Below are 24,636 nucleotides of genomic sequence, written 5' to 3'. Positions count from 1 at the left end.
AGTATAATAAAAAAGGGCAACTACAAATGTAGTTGCCCTTTTTTTTAGTTTTCTAAATTTTGGGCTACAAATTCCCAGTTTACTAATTTCCAAAAGTTTTCTAAATATGTAGGTCTTGCATTTCTACAGTCAATGTAATATGCATGTTCCCATACGTCACATACTAAAAGAGGCTTTAAACCTTCTACTATTGGAGTGTTTGCATTTGATGTTGATATAATACTCAAATTATTGTCATCATCTTTTATCAACCATGCCCATCCTGAACCAAAATGAGTTGTAGCTTTATTAATAAATTCTTTTTTAAACTCTTCGATTGAACCAAAAGTTTCTACTAATTTATTTTCTAAATTTGTTGGTATTTGTTTTTCATTTGGACTTAAACTATTCCAGAAAAAATCATGATTGAAAACCTGTGCTGCATTATTAAAAACACCACCATCAGAAGTTTTAATAATTTCTTCTAGTGATAAATTTTCATATTTTGTATCTTTAATTAAATCATTTAATTTATTTACATAAGTTTGGTGATGTTTTCCGTAGTGGTACTCTAAAGTTTCCTTTGACATCAAAGGCTCTAGTGCATCCATTTCATAAGGTAGTTTCATTAATTCGTGTGTCATATTCTTATCCTTTCGCATAAATTTTTCTACACAAAATAATGATACTTTTTTAACCTTAAAAAGAAGTAAATCTGTTATTTAATAGTTGCTAATACTAATTCTCTTAATGTTTTACAGGCAACTGCCGTTGAAACGCCACTTGCATCATGTTTTGGACTTAACTCAACAACATCAAGACCTACAACATTTTCTAATTTTGATAAAATTCCTATAATTTCTAACATTTGATGAAAATTTATTCCACCTGGTTCAGGAGTTCCTGTTCCTGGGAAAACAGAGGGATCAAAAACATCTAAATCAATAGAAATATATACAGGTTTGTTTTTTAAAGCCTCTACTCTACTTTCAAGTGTGTTATAAGTAAATTTTTCTAAGTGCGCATGAGTTTTTGCCCACTCAAACTCTTCTTTTAATCCACTTCTAATACAAAATTGATTTAATCTTCCATCTCCCAATAAATCATAAACTCTTCTAAAAACTGTAGCATGAGAAAATTCTTCACCTAAATAATCTTTTCTTAAATCTGTATGAGCATCAAAATGAATAATATTTAAATCTTTGTATTTTTTGCTCAATGCTTTTATTGGGGCATAAGATACTAAATGTTCTCCACCTATCATAATAGGCTTTTTATCAGAAGCTACTATTTCATCTACTATTTCTTCAATCATTGCTAAAGCACTCATTTTGTCACCAAAAGGAAGCTCTAAATTACCATAATCAAACAACTTTAAATCTTCTAAATCTTTATCTAAATAAGGAGAATAACTCTCAATTGCCCAAGACTCTTCTCTCATTGCACTTGGTGCAAACCTAGCTCCAGGTTTAAAAGATGTTGTTCCATCAAATGGTACACCAAATAAAACTGCTTGTGAAGAACTAAAATCGTCTTCAAAACCTATAAAAGTATTACTTTGAGCTTTCATATTTATAATCTCCTCTCATAATTATACATATCCATGTATCTAAAAGCTAATAAATTTTCTAATATTGCGAATATTATCGCAAAATTAATAAAAGAACTTCCACCATAAGAAAATAGTGGTAAAGGAAGTCCAACTACTGGTGCAAAACCAATAACCATTAAAATATTCACACTCATATTAAAAAATATTAATAGTGCCAATCCAGAAGCAAAACACCGTATGACGTAATCATCTTTATAATAATAGTTCATACTAAGCAAATGCATTATTAGTAAAGCATAAATAAAGATTAAACCTAAAGAACCTAAAAAACCATATCTCTCAACAAAGTAAGCAAAAATAAAATCACTTGTAGCAATTGGTAAAAACTTCAATTGAGTTTGGGTTGCATCTTCACTTACTTTTCCTACAAGACCACCTGAACCAATAGCAATAATTGATTGTTGGACATGATAACTTGGTTTTTCAGAAATAAAATCTTTAATTCTTTTCTTTTGATAATCTTTAATTAAATATGTATAAATCAAAGGTGAAGCTAAACCTATACTTAAAATAATTGTTGCCCAAATTTTCCAGTTTACACCTATAATAAATAAAATACCATAACCTACTAAAAGCATTACAAGAGCTGTTCCAAGATCAGGTTCTTTGGCTATTAAAATAAACGGTAATAAAATATAAAATGAAAAATATAAAAAATCTTTCACTCCATAACCATATTTTGGTGGAGGTCTATTATGTATTAAATAACCTAACATCAGAATATAGATAGGTTTTATTAGTTCTGAGGGTTGCATTGTTGTATTTAAAATAGGTACGGGCAACCATCTTTTTGCACCAAGTTTTGTTACTCCCCAAAACTCTACAGCTAAAAGCAATGCTATTCCTACCCAATATAAAAATGGAATTAGTCTTAATTTTTTCCTAATTGGTAAAATAAACACAAATGCAAAAGCAAATAGTGAGATTGAAAAATAAATTAATTGTTTCTTTGCTAATATTTCATTTGTTTCACTTATAAGATGGTGCGATAAAAACACCAAAGGTAAAACAAATATCAGTAATAAATAATCAAAATGGGATATAATTCTCTTATCAAATAAACGCATAGTGAAAGAGTATCTAAATATGGATAAAATTTTTATTGTTCAAGAAGCAAATAGACTAGATAAATTTCTCGCATCACAAATTGATGCATCTAGAAACCAAATAGAACAACTTATAAAAAAACAGTTTGTTAAAGTAGATGGTAAGACCGTTAGTAAGACAGGTCTTAAGTTAAAAATAAATCAAGAAATTGAAGTTCATTTTCCACAAACAGAATTAAATCCTGTAAAAGATGAAACTTTTGTAAAAGAATCTCTTGAAGGAAAAGATGTAAAAGTTATTTATGAAGATGAACATATTTTAGTTATAAATAAACCTTATAATCTTACAGTTCATGATGCCCCAAGTGTAAAAGATGCGACTTTAGTAGACTGGTTAAAACTTAAAAATATATCTTTATCTACTATTTCAGGTGAAGAAAGACATGGAATAGTACATAGACTTGATAAGGGTACAAGTGGTGTTATGGTGGTTGCTAAAACAAATGAAGCTCATATTGGTTTATCAAAACAACTTGAAGATAAATCTATGGGAAGATACTATCTTGCAATCATTGATTTACCTTTAAAAGATAATATGATAATTGAAAAACCAATTGGAAGAAATCCAAATAATAGACTTAAAATGTCAATAGAAGTAAGTGGAAAAAATGCAAAGTCTGCTTTTTCAAAAATAATGCAAAGCAATAATGAAAAATATGAACTAATTGCAGCAAAACTATTTACAGGACGTACACATCAAATTAGAGTACACTTAGCTTCGATAAATAGGCATATACTTGGAGATAATTTATATGGTTTTAAGGGCGATTTAAATAAAATAAATAGATTTTATTTACACGCATATAATTTATATTTAACTCATCCTATAACAAAAAAACAGATGAGTTTTAAAGCAGAATTGCCAAATGATATGAATGACTTTTTAAATAACAACTTTCAAACGGAGATTTTAAATGACAACATTGGTGAAAACAACATCATTAACAGCTTTAGTTCTTTTACTTAGTGGTTGTAGTATAAACAACCTAAACACTCCTATTAAGCCTAAAATTGATGATACTCTTGAAGTAATTGATAATAACTCTATCAAAGCTATTTCAGATATTACATCTATTGCTTTTGAATGGAAAAAAGTAGAAGACCCAAGAGTAGTTGGATATAACTTCTATAGAGCTAATATGCATAAAGATGGAAGAAGATTAAAACTTATTGAAAGTTTAGACAACAGATATACAACTCACTTTGTGGACAAAAACCTAGAACCAAATACAAAATATGTATACCAAATCTCTTCAAAATCTAGGGATGGAATGGAATCAAAAACTACAAAAGCCTATGTTGCTTCTACAGCAGCTAGAGCTTTACCTGTAAGTTTTGTTCAAGGGATAAATGATCTTCCTAATAGAATTAAAATTGTATGGAGACCACATCCTGATTTAAGAATTGAATATTATAAGATTCAAAAACTTGATGTTAAAAATTCAAAATGGCTTACTTTAAAAACTATCAAAGGTAGACTTAACGCTGAATACATTGATACAAATCTTGGAAACAATGAGACTTTTAAATATAGAGTAATTGCTTATACTTTTGAGGATATTGCTACACAACCAAGTAAAGTTGTAACTGCAAAAACAAAACCTTTACCAATTGGTGTACAAAACCTTCAAGTATCTATAAATCAACCTAAAAAGATTGTAATAAAGTGGGATCCAAGTCCTACAGAAGATGTTTTAAAATATGTAATTTACAGAAGTCCTTTTCAAAGTATTGGATATACAAAACATAAAGAGTTTACAAAGAATACTTTAGACTATACTGATCACATTGATGAAGATGGGAAAAGTTATTACTACAAAGTTTATGCCATAGATAAAGACTTTTTAAGAAGCTCGGATAAAATAGATGGGAAAAAAGGTATGACTCTTAGTAAACCATCTAAGCCAGTGATGACATTAGCCCAAATTCAAGGTTCAAAAGCTATATTAAACTGGTCTGCCGGAGATAATAGAGCTGTTTCTTATAATGTTTACAAAACAACAAAAACAGGCTTTTGGGAAAGTAAAACTGAAAAGTTTACAGATATTAAAGGTCTAAGATTTGAAGACAATAATATCATCAATGGAGTACAATATAAATACTCTATTCAAGCAAATGACACTTATGGATTAATTTCAGATAAAACTGATGAAGCTGAATTAATCTTACCAAAAATTCAAAAATAGTAAAGAAGAAAATGCCGCATATCGTATACAAACAAACAGACCTAGTTAAAACACCATCATCTTGTGATGGTGTTGATTTTAAGTTTATTGCAAAATCATATAATTTTACACAGAAAAAAAGAAATACAGAGTATAAAATAGCTGTACAAAAAGATAATAGAGATTTTTTATTAACAATTAGACCCAAAGATGAAAATCAGATGGTTAAATTTGATAAAGTTACAAGGGTTTCTCCCGTTAGTGTAGTAAAAGATGCTATAAATAGTTATGCAAAAGCAATTGAGGCTGATATTGTTTTTTCAAATACTAACAATTTTTCAAATAAAATAGTTCCTCAAAATAAATATATAAAAGATATAAACTATTTTGTTGATGAGTTTGATACAGACAAAGAAATACAAATTGAAATTGGATTTGGAAGTGGTAGACATCTGATTTATCAAGCAAAAAACAATCCTAATGTACAGTTTATAGGTTTAGAAATTCATACACCATCAATTGAACAACTATCAAAACAACTTGAATTACAAGAAATTGAAAATGTTTTAATTGTAAATTATGATGCAAGACTATTTATGGAATTTATTAAATCAAATAAAGTTGGTAAAATCTTTGTTCACTTCCCAGTACCTTGGGATAAAAAACCCCATAGAAGAATCTACTCAAATGAGTTTATAAATGAAGCTTTAAGAGTTTTAAAAATTGGTGGAACACTAGAACTTAGAACTGATAGTAGAAAATACTTCGACTATTGTACTGAACTTCTTACAAATCTTCCTAAAGGAAGAATTACAATTGATATTAATAAAGATTTAGAAGTATCTAGTAAATATGAAGATAGATGGAAAAAAATGGGTAAAAATATCTATGATGTAGTTTTAGTATCTTCACAAGAAGATGAAGCTATTGATATAAAGCCAGATTTTGACTTTGATTTTGAAATTGAGGACTATTTACAACTTATAGAAAATATTCCTACAAAATCTATAGTTGAAAATGGTTATTTTGTTCATATTGAAGATATTTTTACTTTAGAGAATAAAGAGAATTCAGGAATGATACAACTTACAATGGGTAATTTTGATAGACCTGTAAGTAAATATATTTTAGTTGAGGAAGGAAAGGTTTCTTATTATCAAGGAAGTCCTATTCCTACAAGCTCTAACCTAAATGCACATAAAAAATTAAAAGAGATTTTAAGTAAATGATTGAAGCTAAAAATATATACTTATCTTATGATGATAATAAATATATTATAAAAAAAGGTAATTTTACTATTAAACAAAAAGAGTTCATCTTCATAGGTGGAAACTCAGGTAGTGGTAAATCTACTTTATTAAAATCATTTTATGGAGATATTCCCTTAAAACATGGTAGTTTAAAGATTGAAGGACAAGAAGTATTTGGTATTGGAGGTAAAAAGCTAAGGGTTTTAAGAAAAGATATTGGAATTATATTTCAAGACTACAAACTTATTAGTGAGTTTACTATTGAAGAAAATATAATGATTCCTCTTAAAATCAATGGTTACTCAAATGAAGTTTCAAGAGATCAAGCAAATAAGCTTCTAGCTCATGTAAGACTTTCTCATAGAGCTGGATATTATCCAAATGAAATAAGTGGAGGTGAGCAACAAAGAGTAGCAGTAGCACGTGCTTTAGCCCATAACCCTAAAATAATTATTGCAGATGAACCAACTGGAAATTTAGATGATTATTCTGCTGAAGTTGTTTGGAATTTACTTAAAGGTGCAAATGAACAACTTGGTATTACAATCGTAGTTGTAACACATAGAGTACCTAAGAATTTAGGAATAAAGTTTAGACAGTTATCTTTAGAGGACGGTATGATATATGAAGTTTCTTAAGAATATTTTCGCTTTTTTAATTCCTCTTACAGCAATGCTAATTACTTTTTCAATCTATTTATTAATAGATAATGTGGTAGTAAATTATAAACAAAGAATAGCAAATGATTATTCAATAGTAATAATTACGAATACACCACTTATTAAAGAAAATATAAATACGCTAGCAGGAATTGATGTAGAAAAAATTCAAACTCTAAAAAAGAACCGTATTATAAATAATATTAAGTCAAATTTATCTGATACTTCAATCAAATTATTGAAAAGAAAACTACCAAACTTTTATCAAATATTTTTAGAAGAGTTTCCTACAACAACCCAACTAGAAAAAATTAAAAATACTTTACTTCAAAATAAAAATATTAGGAAAGTAGAAGTATTTTCAAAAGACCATAATCAAACATACCTTTTACTAGTTTTATTAAATAGTATTACATTTATTTTATTTTTTATAATTACAATTTTTGCTATTATTATCATAGCAAAACAAGTAAAACTTTGGTTTCATGAACATAGTACAAAAATAGCAATTTTGAGACTTCATGGTGCTTCTATTTTATATAGTGCCTCAAGTGTGTTAAATTATGCTATTCTTAGTTCACTATTTTCGTTTATAATTGTTGGTGCATTTTTATATTATGTCTCTGGTAACATGATGGTTATTTTCCCTTATGAACTTATGGATATAATAGATGTTAAGATAGACTTTTACAATGAATTGTTTAAACTATTTATACTATCATTTGGTATATCTTTGTTTACAATAATTGGTGTTTTACTAAAGTATAAAATTAACAATGATTAAAATATTTATAACAGTAATTTTACTAAGTACTTTTTCATATACATCTACAAATTCTATAGATAAAAAGATTCAAAACAATAAAAAGATTTTGAATAATAATGTATCAAAAAAAAGAGCAACTACTCAAAAAATAAATGAATTATCAAAAAAGATAAATAAACAAAATGACAATATTTCAAATCTTGAAAAAGATATAAAAAGAATAAATGCTGATATAGAAAAGCATACAGAATTACTTGAAGAATCAAAGAAGAAAATCTCATTATTAAAAACAAAATCTTCTAAACTTATCAAAAAAAAGAAAACAAATGAAGAACAAATAGTAGATACTATTATTGAAGATTTTTCAACCTCAATTGCTTTAAAACTTGCTTCAAAAGATAGTTTAAAAGAACTAGTTGATAGTGAGATATATACTATACTTTCTGAAAATTCAAAAGATGAAATATTAAAACTTAATAATAACTATGAACTTCTTACAAGTAATACAAAAGAAAATCAAAAAAAAATCAAAAAAATTTCATCTTATATAAAAGAGAGACAAGAGACTAAAAGAACTCTAAATACTTTAAAATCTAAACACTCTAAATCTCTTACAAATCTAGAGAAACAACATCAAGAATATCAAGAACAATTAAAAGAAGTTGTAAGAAAACAAGAATCTTTAAAAAGTTTACTATCAAGACTTAATATTTTAAAAAAAGAAGAAATACAAAAAGAACGTGAAAGAAGAGAAAGAATAAGAAGATTATTAGCAGCTAAAAAGAAAAAAGAAAAAAAATCTAGCTCAACTAAAATAGAAACAGCTCAAGATAGAAACCAAAGGTACGCTCAAAAACTAAATCTTGATGTAAGAAAGATAGGTTCTTCAACCTCTGGTATTAAAATCACAAAATATAGGGGAAGTAAAACTATTGCACCTCTTAAATCTTTTAAAGTTGTTAAAAAATTTGGTACATATTATGATCCTGTATATAAAATCAAACTATTCAATGAATCTGTTGTTTTAAAAACAAAAAGACCAAAGGCAAAAGTAGTTTCAGTATTAAATGGAAAAGTAGTATATGCAAAAAAAAATGCAGGAATGCTTGAAAATGTTGTGATTGTACAACATCAAAATGGATTACATACAATCTATTCTCATTTAGATGAAATTGCTCCTACTTTAAAAGTTGGGAAATGGATAAAAAAAGGCTATGTGGTAGGAAGAGTTAATAATAACTTAACTTTTCAAGCTACTAAAAACTCTTATCATATAAATCCAAAAGATTTATTTAAAATATAAAAAAACAAAGGAATAACATTTTTTTAATCGACTTATCAACAAAAAAGCAGTTTGCGCTTTTTTGTAAAAAAAACAATCCAAAAGATATGCAAACAGCAATAAAGTACTTTAGTGTATTTGGTGGATATGACTTAAAGATTGATACTACTAAACCCCTAGAAGAATTAATAAAATCTCATATTCTAAATAACTATGAAGAATTAAAAAAAGAAATACACTTACTTACGGGTGGCTATCATATAGATCATGCTGTATTAACAGGTATTGCATTAAGTGATAGAAGAACTAATGCTTCTTTTAAAAGAGCTCATGTAAGTTTTGAAGAAGGAATGACTTGTGTTGATAACCTTTGTGACAAAGGTATTATAGAAATTGAATCATCATTTAACTTTTTAGCTAAAAAAGTAGATAATAGTACTATTGCTAAAAAACTTTTATTTACCACACCATTTTTAAGATTTTGGTTTGCTTTTATTTCTCCTATTTATAAAGGAATTAGAGATAGTAAATATACTGAATTTGATGAGAGATTTAAAAACAACTTTACACAATTTCAAGAGTTTATTTTTGAAGAATTATGTATGGAATACTCAAGAGATTTCTATGAAAAAGATGGAATAAAAGACTTAGGTAAATACTGGGATAAAACAAGACAAATAGATGTAATAGTTCAAACAAAAGACAATAAAATAATCGTAGGTGTATGTAAAAACACTACCTCAAAAATCAAAAAAGCAGTACTTACAAAACTAATGCAAGATTGTAAAGACGTAGGAATACAAGCTGATATATTTATGATATTTGCTAATAATGGTTTTACAAGTGAACTAAAAACTATGAAAAGTGAAACACTAAAACTTTTCAATGCAAAAAGTCTAAAATTACTTACTCAATAATGAAACTAGTAGATTTAGATTATGAAAACAAAAAAGATAAAGAGCTTACACAGCTTTTTATCAACTCAAAAGATACTAAAAAATATATTTTAGGTATAAATAAATTTGAAAAAGCAGTTATTAAACATATCCATGTTGATGGCATAATAGATGACTTTACAAGAGTTCAAAGTTCAAAAAAGAAAGATATTTTAAAAATAGAAGATATACCTAAAGAAAACTCTATAATATTAAGTGCTTCAACAGGAAGCCCTCTTGAAGTAAAAAATAAATTAGATGAACTAGGATATAAAAACTTTAACTATCTTAGCTTTTATTATTATAGTGGTTTTCAATTACCCTCTCCTATTTTTATGGGTGATTTTAAAGATGACTTTTCTAAAAACAAAGATAAATATAAAAAAACCTATGAGCTTTTAAAAGATGAAAAATCAAAAAGGATTTTTGAGAAAGTAATAAATTTCAAAATAAGCTATGATTTAGAGTTTATGAAAGGTTTTACAAATGACCATGAAAATCAATACTTTGACAAAGAAATAATACCTCATATAAAAAATATAAGTTTTTTAGATGGTGGTGCTTATGTTGGTGATACATTAGAATATATACTTAAAAACTATCCTGATTATAAAAAAATTTACTGTATTGAGCCAAGTTTACTTCATATAAACATAGCAAAAAGAGAAAATCCCAATTTAAAAAATGTAGAATTTATAAATTGTGGATTAGGAAATAAAACTCAACTTATAGAAGATAACTTACAAGAACCTCAAAATAACTGTAGGCACGACTATCAAACACAAAATATAAACACCGTAGATAAGCTTATAAAAGAAAAAATAGATTTTATTAAGCTTGATATTGAAGGGGATGAAATAAAAGCCCTAGAAGGTGCTAAAAACACCATAAAAGAATATCAACCTATTTTAGCTATATGTATTTATCATAAAGCAAGTGATTGGTATGAGGTTCCAAACTTAGTGTTAAGTATTAGAAATGACTATGATATATACCTTAGACACTATATGGAAGGTATATACGAAACTGTTATGTACTTTATTCCTAAAATATAATAACTTTAGATAATAAACAAAATCTCTTATAAAATTTAAGTTTATTATCTAAATATTTTTTTAAACTAGTTGCTTTTTAATAATTTATCATCTACACTTATTTTACCTGAACCAAAAGCAAATAATACTATAAGTATTGATATATAAGCTAAAGGAACTTCCACACCAAAATTTGATGCAGCAAAGCCATTATTTATATTTACTAAAAAAAATGCTACTACCATAGTGAAAATTAATGGTATACTTATAAATCTAGTTAAAACTCCTAAAATAAGTAAAATACCACCAATACCTTCAACAGCCATAACTAAATATAAATTTATCATTGGAAATGGTAAATCAAGTTTATCAGAAAATAGTACTACATAATTGTCAAAACCTTGTACTTTTTTAATAGCATATACTAAAAACGTCCCACCCATAAATAATCTTAATAATAATAAAGCCAAGTCCTCAAATACTCTTTTTTTGTTAAATAATAATTCAAACATAATCATCCTTTTTTTAATTGCAGACGAATAGTAATATTTTTTTGTAAAGAGTTTATTTACAAGTTATTTAGTAGAGTTTTTATATTATAATAAATTTAATTTTCTAAAAAAGGTTTAATAAATGAAACATCTGTTTTTAACTTCTTATTTTTCAAATACTACTAATCTATTTCTTGATTATATAAAAGATAATAACTTTAAAGTAAAAAAAGTAACTTTTATACCTACAGCAAGTAAATTTGAAGAAGTAGACTTTTTTATCAAAGAAGCAATAGATTTTTTTAAAAGTATTGATATTGAAATAGATATATTAGAATTATCTACTTCATCATTTGAAGATATTAAAAATAAACTTGAAAATAATGATTTCATTTATATAGGTGGAGGGAATACATTTTTTTTATTAAAAGAACTAAAAAGAACTGGAGCTGATAAAATTTTAATAGAACAAATAAATTCAGGTAAACTATATGTTGGAGAATCTGCAGGTAGTATAGTTTTATCTTCGAGTATAGATTATATTCATTATATGGATAGTAATGAAGAGGTAAAATTGAAGAATTTTGACTCTTTAAATATAGTAGATTTTTATCCTGTCCCTCATTATCAAAACTTTCCTTTTGAAGAATCTACAAAAATGATTATAGAGAAATATCACAAGTCTATAAATCTACTTCCTTTTAATAATAATGAAGTTATCATTGTAAATGATAGTAATTATAAGGTTATAAAAAAGACCTAGATTTCATCTAGTCTTTTTTGATACTAGTTATTAATCCCATATCTATTGAACTAATACATGCTCTTGACATTTTTTTATTTTTTATATATGATAACCAAATCTTAATAAAAAGGAATAATTATGAAAATTGTTATCTCAAAATTTCTTAAATCAATTATTATTCCTACGACCACCCTTACATTTTAATTAATCTCGTAAAAAATCAAACTGTTTAAAATATTTATCATTGTTATTTTAAAAACAATATGTTTTTTAAGTATTATAATAAAATATAATATTATTATAATACCCCTAAATACTCTTTAATTATATAAGCTAAATATATTTGTTCAATAACATATTAAATATTGAAATCACACTATAAAGTATTAAATTAAAAGGAAATTATAATGCAAAAAATGAATGATATGGATCATAGGATATTAGGAAAAAAATTAGAGTTGTTTATGTTTAGTGAATTAAGCCCTGGGATGGCTTTTTGGTTACCACAAGGGGCAAAATTAAAAAATAATCTTAAAAATATAATATATAAATCTCATATATTAAGAGAATATAAGTATGTAGAATCTCCAGCAATGATGGAAGATACTATGTGGAAAATATCTGGTCATTATGAAAACTATAAAGAGAATATGTTTCCATCAGCTGTAGAAAAAAGAGACTATCTACTAAAACCAATGAATTGCCCAATGCATATTTTAATGTATCAAAATAGTATAAAATCTTACAAAGAGTTACCCGTAAGATATTTTGAATTTGGTCAAGTTCATAGAAATGAACTAAGGGGAACTTTACATGGATTATTTAGAGTTAGAGAGTTTGTACAGGATGATTCTCATATTATATGTATGGCAAATCAAATAGAGAGTGAAATCTTATCTATACTAGAGTTTATAGAATCATTGATGAGTTTCTTTGGTTTTGAATATCGAATAGACTTTTCCTCAAGACCAAATAAATCAATAGGGAGTGATGAAAACTGGGAGAAAGCAGAAAACTCTATAATAAATGCTCTAGCAAAGTTTGGACAAGAGTATCAATTAAATGAAGGGGATGGAGCATTTTATGGACCAAAAATTGATATTAAAATAAATGATATACATAAAAGAGAATGGCAACTAGGAAGTATTCAAATAGATTTTAATTTGCCCCAAAGATTTGATATGAAATATATTGATAATGAGGGGAAAGAGAAACAACCTGTGATAATTCATAGAGCTATTTTAGGAAGTATTGAGCGGTTTATTGGAATTTTATTGGAGCATCATAAGGGTGTTTTACCTGTATGTATATCCCCAAATCAAGCAGCATTTATACCAATATCTTCAAATAGTCAATCTCAAATGCAATATATAGAAAAAATAAAAAAAGAGTTATTGTTAGATGGTATAAATATAAAAGTTTATAACTCTGATGATACTTTAAATAAAAGAATTAAAAGTGCTGAAAAAGATAAAAACCCTTTAATATGTATCATAGGAGATAAAGAGCTTGAGCAAAATAGCTTAAATATTAGAGATAAATTAAAAAAAGAGAGTTATCAATCCTCTTTAAATGATTTTATTGAGTATTTAAAATATGAGATGGATGTAGTGATATAAATAAAAAATCATATCAAATAATATGGAGGGAAAGGGTGGGAGAGAACAACTTATCCATTAATATATGGAAATACTAAATGAGGAGGTAGTATAATGATTATTGTTGTTTTTCGTTTTCACTTAATGCCAAATGCAGATTTAGAAAAGTTTGCAACTTTAAGTGAAAAGATGGGAAAAATTGTAAGTAAAATGCCTGGTTTTTTAGGTGTTAAGGATTTTTCGGCTCAAGATGGTGAGATTGTTGTAATCGCAGAATTTGACTCTCTTGAATCTGTAGATGAATGGAAATCGCATCCCCAACATCAAGCTGTACAAAAGCTAGGTAAAGAAAAATTCTTCGCAGATTATCAAATACAAGTGTGTGACTTAATTCGTAGTCAAGAATTTAAAGTCTAACAAAAAAGCTCTAACAGCCAAGAAACATTCTTGGTTGGCTGTTTATTAAAAAAGGAATCATAGATGAAAAAAGATATTAGAATTGCTTTTGTTGGTGATTCATTTGTAAATGGTACAGGGGACCCTGAATATTTAGGATGGACTCAAAGAGTTTGTCAATATATTCAAAAAAATAATCAAAATATTGAACTAACAGCGTATAATTTAGGTGTTAGGAGAGAAACCTCATCAGATATATTAAAACGATGGGAAGATGAAGTTCAAGCACGACTTATAGATGGTGATAAATTTATAGTAGTTTTTAGTTTTGGAGTGAACGATTGTGTGACGATTGATGGAAAACAAAGGGTAGATTTAGATATAAGTGTAAAAAATTTTCAAAATATTTTATCAAAAGCAAAATCAAAATATGATGAAGTATTATTTATAATGCCTCCTACTATTAATGATAATAAAGTAAATAATCATATTGAAGAACTTATTAAAGACTATACTAAAGTTTGTATTGATTTAGAAATTAATTACATTAATAAATTTAATGAACTAAAAAGAAACAATATATGGAAAAAAGAAACAAATCAAAATGATGGTGCTCATCCTAAAAGTAAAGGATATAGTATATTTGCTAATTTGATTTTAGAAGATGAAAAAATGATGATTCTAAAATAATTTTCTCACTAGTAAATAATAATATGAAAAAAAAGACCTAGATTTCATCTAGTCTTTTTTGATATTCTTCTTCAATCTCATCTAATTCATGTTGATTTATTTCAAGCTGTTCAAACTTATCCTCAACTAATTTTTCATTTTTTACTACTATTTGAGAAAGTTCGATAACTTTACTATTATCACCTTCATTTGAAGCTTTTATAAGCTCTTCTTGTTGAGTACTTACTTCATCTTCAAGTTCCATGATTTCATTTTCTAATTTTTCTAACTTTTTCTTAAGGGGTGATGTTTTTTTGCTTCTTTCTTGAATTATTTGTGCTCTTAATTTTTTATTCTCTTTTTTATTTACTTTTGGAGGTGTTTTCTCTTTTTTTTCTTCTTCCTCTTCTTCCCAACCGATTTTCTCTAAGAACTCATCATATCCTCTATCAAAATAAGAAGCTGTTCCTTTTGAAAAAATAATAAGACTATCACAAACTTCTCTTAAAAGCTCTTCTGAGTGAGTAACTATCAAACATGAACCCTTAAAGTTTTTTATAGCTTTTATTAAAGCATCAATTGACTGCATATCAAGGTGATTTGTAGGCTCATCTAAGAAAAGTAAATTTACATCGGTTGCAAGTATTTTACCAAGCATTACTCTACTTTTTTCTCCACCTGATAAAAGAGATATTTTTTTCTTGATATCATCACCACTAAACATCATAGACCCAGCAATACCCCTAACAGTTGATTCTGCTAGTTTTGCATTTCCTAAATATATTTCATCCATAACTGTATTTTCAGGATTTAAATGATCTATATTTGTTTGTCCAAAATGTCCAAGTGTAGTTGAAGTATGAAAATTAATTGTACCACTTAAATTTTTTAGTTCACCTGCAATGGTATTTAAAAGTGTAGATTTACCCTTACCATTTTTACCAATAATTCCAATAGTTTCACCTTTTTTAAGTGTAAAAGATATATCTTGAAATAATAAGTTAGTTTCATCATAACCAAATGAGATATCTTTTACATCTAGTAAAACTTTTGCTTGAGTATCTTTATAATTAAAATCAAAATCTAAAGTAGCTTCATTCTGTAAACTAGAAAAGTCTTCCATTTTATCAAGCTCTTTTTGTTTTGATTGAGCTTGTGCTGCTGTTGAAGCTCTTGCTTTGTTTTTTGCAATAAACTCTTCAAGCTCTTTTCTTTTTCTCTCATTACTAGCTTTTTGTTTTTCATAGTGTTCATCATTTGCTTCAAGCTGAGCATAAAACTTATGAGTACTTCCAGGAATTATCTCTAAGTTTTTTCGCACTAATCCCATAGTATGAGTAGTGACACTATCCATAAAGTCTCTATCATGTGTGATAATTATTACTTCCCCATCAAAAGATTTCAAAAAGCTTTTTAGCCATCTTAAAGATACAATATCTAAGTAGTTTGTAGGCTCATCAAGTAATAAAAGGTTTGGTTGTGTTACAAGAAGTTTTGCTAAATTTATTCTGATTTGATAACCACCTGAAAAACTTTGTGGTGATTTATCTAAATCCTCATCCGAAAACCCTAACCCAAAAAGAATTTTTTCAACTTTATAGACATTGTATTTATCTTCTTCATTTAAAGCTTTAGCACCCTCTTGCCTTACTGTCTTTTCAGTAAATACTAAATGCTGTTTTAAAGCTCCTATCTTATAATTTTTAGGTATGTTTATTTCACCATCATCAGGATGTTCTTCTCCTAAAATGATTTTAAATAAAGTAGATTTTCCACTACCATTTCTTCCTACTAAACCTACTTTATTACCTTTATTTAGTCTAAAGTTTAAATTTGTAAATAACTCTTTATTTGCAAAGCTTTTTGAAATATTTGAAAGTTCTATCATAACCAGTCTTTTTGTTAGTTTTAAATTAAAGTGAGATTATACGTAAATAGTATTTACAAAGTGGTTATATATTACTTAATTAATTTAATATAATCTTCTTTAGTATCAATATCTATAGCTAATGAATCCTCAAGCTCTATACTTATGTAATTTTCTTCTTTTATTAGTTTTTTTGCCCCTTCATGACCTTTAAGATTTTTCAATGTATGAATATACTCTTTAGGAAAAACACAAGGAACTCCAATACTTTTATTATATTTTGAGCAAATAATCATATCTTTTACTTCATTTGATTTTTTAATGAGATTTTTTAAATGAGATATTGGAAGAAGTGGCATATCACATAACATAACTAAAACTTTTTGAGTTTTGCTAATTTGAGAAATGCCAAAACTCAAAGAAGATCCCATTCCCTCTTCATAATTATTATTTATTTTATACTCAACATTTAAACCCTTTATTTCATTTATACATTTATCTGCATTATGACCTAAAACCACTAATATATTTGAAGTTAAAATCATTGCTTTTTTAGTAGCTATTTTTAAAAGAGATTCATTCTTAAAAGTTAATAATTGCTTTGATTCTTTCAATCTAGTAGATTGTCCCGCAGCTAAAATTAATACGGTAAGATTATTAAATTTTTCCATTTTTTCTCGCTTCTATTTGTGAACATATAGAAAGTGCTATAGATTGATGAGTGGTTCCTCCAATATCTAAACCAACAGGTGCATAAAATCTCTTATCATTTTCTAAGTTAAATTTATTTTTTTTCTTTTGCATATTTTTTTTATTACCTAAAACACCTATATATTCAACCTTTGATTTAAGTAAAGCTTCTAAATAAATATCATCTTTTATAGGGGAATGACTTAAAATAACAGAAGAGTTATAAGTAGTTAAATCCATGTTATTTATATCTTCTATTTTATCTAATTGTATTAAATAATCTGCATTTAAAACTGTTTGCTTTTTTATATTTGTATCTATAACTGTTGTTCGCCAACCCATTAAATTTGCCATTTCAATCAAAGAAGTAACATGATCTCCTGAACCAAATATCAATAAGGAATATGGAAATTCTATACTTTGATAGAACAAATTATTTTCAAACTTTATTTCACTTTTTTTATCTAAAAAACTATACTCACTTGTATATATATTTCTAACTAAAGTTTTTCCAATATTTACTAATGCCTCACCTAAAGCTGAATAATCATCTTCATAAAAAAATGCTTCTACTAAATAATTACTTATTCCATGTCCTGACGATTTTGATTTAGGTTCATTTTTAAAAAATATTATTTCTTTACTATTTAAAGTTTGTTTAGATAAATCTAGTATTTTCTTATGTAATGCCGGACTTCCTAAAACACCAACAGATTCAAAGTTTGAATTTATTAACATCATATTTCCAGACTTGGCATAAGTAGAGCCAAGTGTATTAACTACGCTTGCCACTACAATATCAAGTTTATCTTTTTTGCTCTTTTCTATAAAACTTAGATACTCTTTATTATTAAACATAACTTATCCTATTTTAATAGGCATTGATGTATAAAGTTTTTTTGTTGCATCAAATATTGCATTTGGTACAGCAGCTAAAATAGGAGGAGTACCTGGCTCACCTATACCTCCAATTTTTTCTCCTGAATTTATTATACTAACTTCAATATCAGGAGCATCAGAAATTCTTGTTACCTTATAATCATAAAAATTACTTTGTACAGTTGCTCCTTTTTTAATAGTAATTTCACTATTTAATAAAGTTGCTAAACCATAATTTATTCCACTTATCATTTGATTTTCCACATTTTGGGGATTAAATGCAAAACCACAATCAATAGAACACCAAACTTTTTCAACTTTAAAGCTATTCTTTGTAACCCTAACTTTAGCAACCTGAGCACAAATTGAACCAAAAGATTCAACTATTGCTACACCATAACCTACATTCTTTTCTTTTTTTCTCTCTTTCCATTTAGAGTTTTTTGCTACATCATCAAGTAAATCTATAAATCTTTGGTTAGTAAGCATTGATTTTCTATACTCTATTGGATCTTTTTTTGCTAAATATGCAGCTTGATCAATACTACACTCTACAGTTTGTGCAGATTGAGTATGCCCTACTGATCGCCACCATAAAACAGGAATTGGTGACTCTACAATATGTGCTTGCATGTCATGGTTATCAATACTATATGGATGATTAACTAAGCCTTCTTTTTGTGCTCCATCAACGCCATTTGAGTATCCAAATGCTTCAAAAACTGAACCTTTGAAAATAGATTGACTAACTACTTTTGCATCAAAGGCTGTAATATCACCATCTTCATCAAGAGCTAATTTTACTTTATTTTTATACTTAGGTCTATAGCTTCCAAGTTTTATATCATCTTCTCTTGTCCATAAAGTTAATATAGGATATCCTTCATCTTTAGCAACAAATAAACCATCTTTCACAAAATCAAGATTAATAGCCCCTCTTCTACCAAAAGCACCTCCCAAATATGGTGTGTTGTATGTAATATTTTCTGATTTTACTTCTAATATTTTGGAAGCAGCATTAAAAGCTAATGTTTGAGATTGAGCACCTGACCATAAAGTTGCTTTATTATTTTTGTGTTCAACAGCAAAACTTAAAGGCTCCATAGCAGCATGAGCTAAAAATGGAAAATCATAATCAAGTTCTATTATATTTTTTGCTTCATTAAATGCTTTTTTTGAATCTCCATCTTTTCTCATAATAGAACCCTCTTTTTTAAGTAAAGAAGCATATTGCTTATCTATATCAGAACTACTTACGTTTACAAAACTACCTAAATCCCAATCCACTTTAATTTCATTTAATGCTTCTTTAGCTATGAACCAACTATTAGCAATAACAGCAATACCTGAGGGAATCTGCTTAACTTTTATAATATCTTTATTGTTATTAAGTGCACTAGCATCATAACTTTTAACTTTTGCACCAAAAACATCTGGATGTAAAACAGCAGCATATTTTAAATTATTTGTTTCTATATCTAAGCCAAAGTTTGCTTTGCCTGTTACTTTTTCCCAAGCTTCTTTAGAATGTCTTGCATGAGGCTTACCAATTATCTTACAATCTTTTAGGTCTTTAACTTTAGGATTATTAGGAACGTTTAAAGAAGATAAATCTTTTACTAATTCTCCATAAGAAAGCTCTTGTTTTGTCCTTTTATTAATTACTTTTGCTTTCTTTGTTTCTATATCATAAACTCTTACTTTCCATCTTTTTGCTGCAGCTTCTTTTAACATTATATTTAAAGAAGCTCCAATTTTTCTCATTTCTAACTGTTTTGCAATAATAGAAGAGGAACCTCCCGTAATCATCAATGGTCCCCAAAGATGATTATAAACAGGAGCAACTGTTGCTGGTTTTATATTTATATCTTCCAAATTTACTTCTAATTCTTCTGCTATACACATAGCAAGTGTTGTATATGTCCCTTGACCCATTTCTACTTGACCTATAATGAAACTAATTGTATTATCTTCTTTAATTTCAACAAAAGCATTTGGTTGTAAACTCTTATCTTCTTTTTTTATAGTTTGAGCTTTTGATTTTTCTGGAATATAAAATCCTATAACAAAAGCTGACGTTACAATAGATGAAGTTTTAATAAAATCTCTTCTTTTCATATTACACCTCCTTTGCAGCAATTTTTATTGCTGTTTTAATTTTATTATATGTACCACATCTACAGATATTTCCATTCATTGCTTGTAAAATTTCTTCATCATTTGGATTTGTATTTTTATTTAAAAGTGCTGTTGCATTCATTATTTGTCCAGGTTGACAGTATCCACATTGAGATACATCTTCTTGAATCCAAAATTTTTGTAACTTCTTTATAGTTTTATTTTTGGTATTTTGTATAGTTGTAATCTTTGAATCCCCTATATTTTTTAAAGAAACGGAGCAACTTCTTATAGCTTCTCCATCTTTAAGTACAGTACAGGCTCCACACTGACCTACTCCACAACCAAACTTTGTACCTTTTAAACCTAAGTGATCTCTTAAAACCCATAATAGTGGAGTATTATCATCTACATCAACACTATAACTCTTTTCATCAATAATTAGCTTTTGGCTCATTTAATTTCCTTCTAGATTTTATTTTCAATTTAAAATAATCTTCATTCATTTTTAGTTTATAAAAAGCTATCTTAACAATAAATTAAACTAAACCGTATAGTTTAGTTTAATTTGTATATTTTTTGGTATAATTAAAATATGAGAAAAACAAGAACACTAAATCAAGAAAAAAAAGAAGCTATTTTAAAAGCTGCCATAGAAGAGTTTTTTATTAAAGGATATGATGCTTCATCAATGGATAGTATTTCAAAAAATGCGAATGTTTCTAAAGCAACTGTGTATAATCACTTTAAAAATAAAGAGGAATTATTATTATCAATAGCAAAAATATTTAAAAGCAGAATTGAAAATAGTTTTAAATACACTTACAGTAATGAAAAAAATATTACAGAACAACTACATGAAATCGCACAAAAAGAAATGAGTTTTTTAAGCTCTAATGAAAACATAAAACTTATTCAAATTATGACTATAATAATGATTCAAAAAAATAGTATTGGTCTAAAAATAATTGAAATATTAAATGATGATTGTTTAACAATGACATCAAGTTGGTTTGAGGAAGCAAAACAAAATGGAAAACTAAACTTTAAAAGTTCAACTTTTGTATCTAAACAATTTATTGGGATGATAAAATCTTTTGCTTTTATACCACAACTTTATGGTGCACCTATATTAAATGAAGAAGAAAAAGAAGAAGTAATAAATAAAGCAGTTGAGATGATAACTACTCTTTACTCAGTAAACAAGCAATAAAAAAAGACAAGATAAAATCTTGCCTTTTTTAGTGTGCTAGTTTAACTTTTATTTTTATACTAGTGTAAATCAGCGTTTAACTTAACTTCTCTAGTTGATCTCATAGCAATTGTTTGACCTGTAGTTGAATTTACTCTAAAGTGAACTCCATTTACTCCTAAGAAATCACTACCTTTCATAGTAGTAGAAATTTCTTTATCTGGATTAATCTCTTTTAATGCAGCAACAGCTTTTTCAGATAATGTGATTTTAGTTCCTGGTAAAATTGTTACACCTGCATCTAAAATACAACCATCACCAATAGCAGTTCCTGTACAAGAGTTAGCACCTAATAATGTGTTTTCTCCAATAGTAACAGGTACACCATCAGTTCCTGATAATACACCAAGAATAGAAGCACCACCACCAACGTCAGATCCAGCTCCAACTTTAGCAGATGATGAAATTCTACCTTCAACCATTACAGCACCTTCTGTACCAGCATTGAAGTTAATATAAGCTGCACCTGGCATAACAGTTGTTCCACCAGCTAATTGTGCTCCAAATCTAACTTTTGAAGTCTCTAAAATTCTTGTATTATCAGCAGGAATTACATGAGATAAGAATCTTGGGAATTTATCAACCATATCAATAGTTGGCCATTTATCAGCTAATTTTAATGCAATTTCATTTTCTCTTAACCAGTCTAATTCAATTGGTTGATTACCAACCCATGCACAATTATGTAATGCTCCGAAAATTCCATTTAAGTTTAAGCTTCTAAGTGCTGCTTTTCCTGTTGATAAAGCATATAACTTTAAGTAAGCTGTTTCTACAGACTCAACCGCTGTATCTTCAAAAATAAATACAACTCTGTAATCCTCAGCAGTTAATCCTGAATCAATTGGTAATGAAGCTAATGTAGAAATAACTTGAACATTTTTATGATCTTCACCCTTTGCTTCTGGAATATAAGGTCTAAATGCTTCTACACACTCAGCTAAGAAAGTATCAGAAATTTTACAAACTAACTCTGATTTTGAAGTATCAACATCTTCTCCAGCTTTTTTAAGTGCATTTAATAATACCGCCGCACTTCCATAATTTTCTTCCCAGTTAATTAATGGGTAAGTTGCTTGAAGAATTTTTTCAGGGTTTAACTGCCCTCTATCAATTCTTGCTATACCAAAACCAATAGGGTTTTTATACCACTCTTGACCTTGAACGTCTTCTACTAATTTTTTGAAATCTTCTTTTGTATAAGCCATAATATCTCCTAAAAATTTTGCCGATTATACAATAATTTTTCTAATATAAGATTAAAATAATCCTATTTACAAACAATAACTTCTTATTTAATAAATAGTATCCATATCTATAATAGCCATAGGTGAAGTAACACTATGTAAAGCTTCAAGCATAGCTTTTACATTTTTAGATCTTAAAACTATCTCATATCTATATTTATTTGCCATTTTAAAAATAGCACATTGTCCAAAACCAACTACTTGAATATTAGGGTTTGATTTTAAAATCCTTACATATTTATCAAGTTCTTCTTTTACTTTTAAACCATTGGTATGGGCAAAAATAACCTTTGAAAGTTTTAAATAAGGAGGGTATAACTCTTCTCTAAATTCTAACTCACTTTCTAAAAACTCTTTATAATTGGACTCATTTAAATAATAATCAAAAAACTCTTCATTTTTTGTTTGAATTATTACTTCCCCATCACCTTTTCTTCCACTTCTTCCAGCTATTTGAATAAGTAAAGATAGTGCTTTTTCTCTAGATTTATATGAATTCATACTTAAAACAGAATCAATTCCCAAGACAACTGCAAGCTTTACATTGTGATAATCATGACCTTTTGAAAGCATTTGAGTTCCAACTAGAATATCTATTTGCCCTTTATTAAAATCATTTAATACTGTTTTTAACTGTTTGTTTGTTTTTATCTCATCCCTATCAAATCTTTTTATACTTTTATTTGGGAAAATCTCTTTTAACTCTTCTTCTATTTGGGCTGTTCCAACTCTTAAGTTATGAATAATTCCCGTACCACAAGAGGGACAACTATCAGGAATTTGTTGAGCATAACCACAATAATGACACTTTAAAGCTAAATCATTTTTATGCAAACTCATTGACACAGAACAATAAGGACACTCAACCGATTTACCACAAGAAGTACAAATTTGATATTTAAAATTTGCCCTTGTAGGTAAAAATATAATCACTTGATTTTGTGACTCTATTGTTTGTGAGATTTTATTTAAAATCATAGGAGTTAAACATGAATCTCCATCATCAAAAACATATTTTTTAGAAGTATCATAAAATGTTTTGTCTAATCTATAATAAGGCACTTTAGCAAAAGAACTAGCTGAAACAGTTGCACTTCCTAAAATAAGTTGCATATCAAATTTTTTTGCCATATAAATAGATAAATCTTTGGTATTTAACCTTGGTTTTGAATCACTTTTGTAAGACTCATCATGCTCTTCATCTACAACTATTAAACCTAAATCTTTATAAGGTAAGAAAAGAGCAGATCTTGCTCCTGCTATTAGTTTTATCTCCCCTACTTGAAGTTTTTGTAAAATCTCATCTTTTTTCTTTCTTGTGATTTTTGAGTGCCAAATAGCAACGCTCTTATCAAAAACTTTTTCTAATCTTTTCTGCATTTGAGGTGTTAATGAAATCTCAGGCATCAACAATACAGCTTGTTTATTTTGATTTAAATGTTCTTCTATTATTTTAATATAAATTTCTGTTTTTCCAGCACCTGTATTAGCAAAAAGTAAAGCTTGTTTTTTTTCATTTAAAAAATCATAAGCATTTTGTTGTTCTTGTGATAATCTTATTTTAGAATCAAAAATCTCAAACTCACTACTTTTTTCAAACTTTTTTGAAAAAGGACTATACACACTTAAGGCTTCACCAAGTGAACAAACATAATATTGAGATACAAACTTTGCTACTTGAAGCATTTTTTCATCATAATACTCTTCGGTAAGCTCTTCAATATTTACACACTTAAAAGTTGGTTTTTCAACTTCTTTTATAACAACTGCTTCATTTAGTTTTTTTCTATTTTGTAACTTTACTAGAACTTTTATACCAATATCTAAAGAGTCTTGACTTTGGTAAGTTAAAGGATTTAAAGGAGATTTTAAAAGTGCCAATTCATAATAATACAT

At 27.3% G+C, this 24,636-nt stretch carries 24 protein-coding genes; 13 read left to right on the top strand and 11 right to left on the bottom strand.

The window, feature by feature from the left end; genetic code table 11:
* Positions 1–44: 44 nt before the first annotated feature.
* The 3 genes from ACH5BK_RS00585 to ACH5BK_RS00575 all read right to left on the bottom strand — a co-directional run bounded on the left by ACH5BK_RS00585 (position 45) and on the right by ACH5BK_RS00575 (position 2,658).
* On the bottom strand, positions 45–623 hold the full coding sequence (locus ACH5BK_RS00585) for a superoxide dismutase (protein WP_404303786.1): 579 nt from the start codon (positions 621–623) through the stop codon (positions 45–47).
* Positions 624–697: 74 nt separating this feature from the next.
* Entirely contained in the window at positions 698–1,549 is an 852-nt protein-coding gene (gene speB, locus ACH5BK_RS00580; RefSeq protein WP_404303784.1) for an agmatinase, read from the bottom strand.
* Positions 1,550–1,551: 2 nt separating this feature from the next.
* Positions 1,552–2,658, bottom strand: coding sequence for an FtsW/RodA/SpoVE family cell cycle protein (locus ACH5BK_RS00575; RefSeq protein ID WP_404303783.1), 1,107 nt, complete (start codon positions 2,656–2,658; stop codon positions 1,552–1,554).
* Between the two features lie 19 nt (positions 2,659–2,677).
* Between ACH5BK_RS00575 and ACH5BK_RS00570 the strand changes: the two genes are divergently transcribed.
* From ACH5BK_RS00570 to ACH5BK_RS00535, 8 genes are all read left to right on the top strand, one after another.
* Positions 2,678–3,664, top strand: coding sequence for an RluA family pseudouridine synthase (locus tag ACH5BK_RS00570; RefSeq protein WP_404303781.1), 987 nt, complete (start codon positions 2,678–2,680; stop codon positions 3,662–3,664).
* The gene (locus ACH5BK_RS00565) at positions 3,612–4,883 is read left to right on the top strand and encodes a hypothetical protein (protein ID WP_404303780.1); all 1,272 of its coding nucleotides are present in this window, start codon (positions 3,612–3,614) and stop codon (positions 4,881–4,883) included. Before ACH5BK_RS00570 ends, ACH5BK_RS00565 begins: the two co-directional genes overlap by 53 nt.
* Positions 4,884–4,894: 11 nt before the next feature.
* Positions 4,895–6,091, top strand: a complete 1,197-nt coding sequence (gene trmB / locus ACH5BK_RS00560; protein WP_404303778.1) for a tRNA (guanosine(46)-N7)-methyltransferase TrmB — start codon at positions 4,895–4,897, stop codon at positions 6,089–6,091.
* Positions 6,088–6,750 carry a cell division ATP-binding protein FtsE gene (locus tag ACH5BK_RS00555; RefSeq protein WP_404303777.1) on the top strand — a complete coding sequence of 221 codons (663 nt, stop codon included), beginning with the start codon at positions 6,088–6,090 and terminating at the stop codon, positions 6,748–6,750. The genes trmB and ACH5BK_RS00555 overlap by 4 nt, the downstream gene beginning before the upstream one ends.
* Entirely contained in the window at positions 6,737–7,555 is an 819-nt protein-coding gene (locus ACH5BK_RS00550) for a cell division protein FtsX (RefSeq protein ID WP_404303776.1), read from the top strand. The genes ACH5BK_RS00555 and ACH5BK_RS00550 overlap by 14 nt, the downstream gene beginning before the upstream one ends.
* Positions 7,548–8,840, top strand: a complete 1,293-nt coding sequence (locus ACH5BK_RS00545) for a murein hydrolase activator EnvC family protein (protein ID WP_404303775.1) — start codon at positions 7,548–7,550, stop codon at positions 8,838–8,840. Before ACH5BK_RS00550 ends, ACH5BK_RS00545 begins: the two co-directional genes overlap by 8 nt.
* Before the next feature lie 86 nt (positions 8,841–8,926).
* A complete protein-coding gene (locus ACH5BK_RS00540) occupies positions 8,927–9,736 on the top strand; it encodes a DUF234 domain-containing protein (protein ID WP_404303773.1) in 810 nt (269 codons plus the stop codon).
* The gene (locus tag ACH5BK_RS00535; protein WP_404303772.1) at positions 9,736–10,809 is read left to right on the top strand and encodes an FkbM family methyltransferase; all 1,074 of its coding nucleotides are present in this window, start codon (positions 9,736–9,738) and stop codon (positions 10,807–10,809) included. Before ACH5BK_RS00540 ends, ACH5BK_RS00535 begins: the two co-directional genes overlap by 1 nt.
* 65 nt (positions 10,810–10,874) lie before the next feature.
* Here ACH5BK_RS00535 and ACH5BK_RS00530 read toward each other — a convergent pair whose 3' ends face one another.
* The gene (locus ACH5BK_RS00530) at positions 10,875–11,300 is read right to left on the bottom strand and encodes a DoxX family protein (protein ID WP_404303770.1); all 426 of its coding nucleotides are present in this window, start codon (positions 11,298–11,300) and stop codon (positions 10,875–10,877) included.
* 121 nt (positions 11,301–11,421) lie between these two features.
* Between ACH5BK_RS00530 and ACH5BK_RS00525 the strand changes: the two genes are divergently transcribed.
* The 4 genes from ACH5BK_RS00525 (at position 11,422) to ACH5BK_RS00510 (ending at position 14,708) form a co-directional block, all read left to right on the top strand.
* Complete coding sequence (locus ACH5BK_RS00525; RefSeq protein WP_404303769.1) at positions 11,422–12,042, top strand: Type 1 glutamine amidotransferase-like domain-containing protein; 621 nt, start codon at positions 11,422–11,424, stop codon at positions 12,040–12,042.
* Positions 12,043–12,431: 389 nt separating this feature from the next.
* Positions 12,432–13,643, top strand: a complete 1,212-nt coding sequence (thrS, locus tag ACH5BK_RS00520; RefSeq protein ID WP_404303767.1) for a threonine--tRNA ligase — start codon at positions 12,432–12,434, stop codon at positions 13,641–13,643.
* A 93-nt stretch (positions 13,644–13,736) separates the two neighbouring features.
* Positions 13,737–14,039: an antibiotic biosynthesis monooxygenase family protein gene (locus ACH5BK_RS00515; RefSeq protein WP_404303765.1), complete on the top strand. Its 303-nt coding sequence runs from the start codon at positions 13,737–13,739 to the stop codon at positions 14,037–14,039.
* Positions 14,040–14,102: 63 nt separating this feature from the next.
* Positions 14,103–14,708 (top strand): GDSL-type esterase/lipase family protein, encoded by a 606-nt coding sequence (locus ACH5BK_RS00510; protein ID WP_404303764.1) that lies wholly within the window; start codon positions 14,103–14,105, stop codon positions 14,706–14,708.
* A gap of 37 nt (positions 14,709–14,745) precedes the next feature.
* Here the strand turns inward: ACH5BK_RS00510 and ACH5BK_RS00505 are convergent, their stop codons facing one another.
* From ACH5BK_RS00505 to ACH5BK_RS00485, 5 genes are all read right to left on the bottom strand, one after another.
* Complete coding sequence (locus ACH5BK_RS00505) at positions 14,746–16,575, bottom strand: ATP-binding cassette domain-containing protein (RefSeq protein WP_404303763.1); 1,830 nt, start codon at positions 16,573–16,575, stop codon at positions 14,746–14,748.
* A gap of 71 nt (positions 16,576–16,646) precedes the next feature.
* Positions 16,647–17,225, bottom strand: coding sequence for an NTP transferase domain-containing protein (locus tag ACH5BK_RS00500; RefSeq protein ID WP_404303761.1), 579 nt, complete (start codon positions 17,223–17,225; stop codon positions 16,647–16,649).
* Positions 17,212–18,102: an XdhC family protein gene (locus ACH5BK_RS00495; RefSeq protein WP_404303760.1), complete on the bottom strand. Its 891-nt coding sequence runs from the start codon at positions 18,100–18,102 to the stop codon at positions 17,212–17,214. The genes ACH5BK_RS00500 and ACH5BK_RS00495 overlap by 14 nt, the downstream gene beginning before the upstream one ends.
* A gap of 3 nt (positions 18,103–18,105) precedes the next feature.
* Positions 18,106–20,241 carry a molybdopterin cofactor-binding domain-containing protein gene (locus ACH5BK_RS00490; protein WP_404303758.1) on the bottom strand — a complete coding sequence of 712 codons (2,136 nt, stop codon included), beginning with the start codon at positions 20,239–20,241 and terminating at the stop codon, positions 18,106–18,108.
* Position 20,242: 1 nt separating this feature from the next.
* Positions 20,243–20,698, bottom strand: a complete 456-nt coding sequence (locus tag ACH5BK_RS00485) for a (2Fe-2S)-binding protein (RefSeq protein ID WP_404303756.1) — start codon at positions 20,696–20,698, stop codon at positions 20,243–20,245.
* Positions 20,699–20,836: 138 nt separating this feature from the next.
* On the opposite strand from ACH5BK_RS00485, the gene ACH5BK_RS00480 reads away from it, so the two are divergent.
* Positions 20,837–21,454 (top strand): TetR/AcrR family transcriptional regulator, encoded by a 618-nt coding sequence (locus tag ACH5BK_RS00480; RefSeq protein ID WP_404303754.1) that lies wholly within the window; start codon positions 20,837–20,839, stop codon positions 21,452–21,454.
* A gap of 59 nt (positions 21,455–21,513) precedes the next feature.
* Here ACH5BK_RS00480 and ACH5BK_RS00475 read toward each other — a convergent pair whose 3' ends face one another.
* On the bottom strand, positions 21,514–22,701 hold the full coding sequence (locus ACH5BK_RS00475; RefSeq protein ID WP_404303753.1) for a tetrahydrodipicolinate N-succinyltransferase N-terminal domain-containing protein: 1,188 nt from the start codon (positions 22,699–22,701) through the stop codon (positions 21,514–21,516).
* An 87-nt stretch (positions 22,702–22,788) separates the two neighbouring features.
* Positions 22,789–24,636: a primosomal protein N' gene (locus ACH5BK_RS00470; protein ID WP_404303752.1), complete on the bottom strand. Its 1,848-nt coding sequence runs from the start codon at positions 24,634–24,636 to the stop codon at positions 22,789–22,791.

It is taken from the genome of Arcobacter sp. YIC-80, from assembly GCF_044841725.1.
Classification (GTDB): Bacteria; Campylobacterota; Campylobacteria; order Campylobacterales; family Arcobacteraceae; genus Arcobacter_B.
This window is presented reverse-complemented; position numbering and strand designations above follow the sequence as displayed.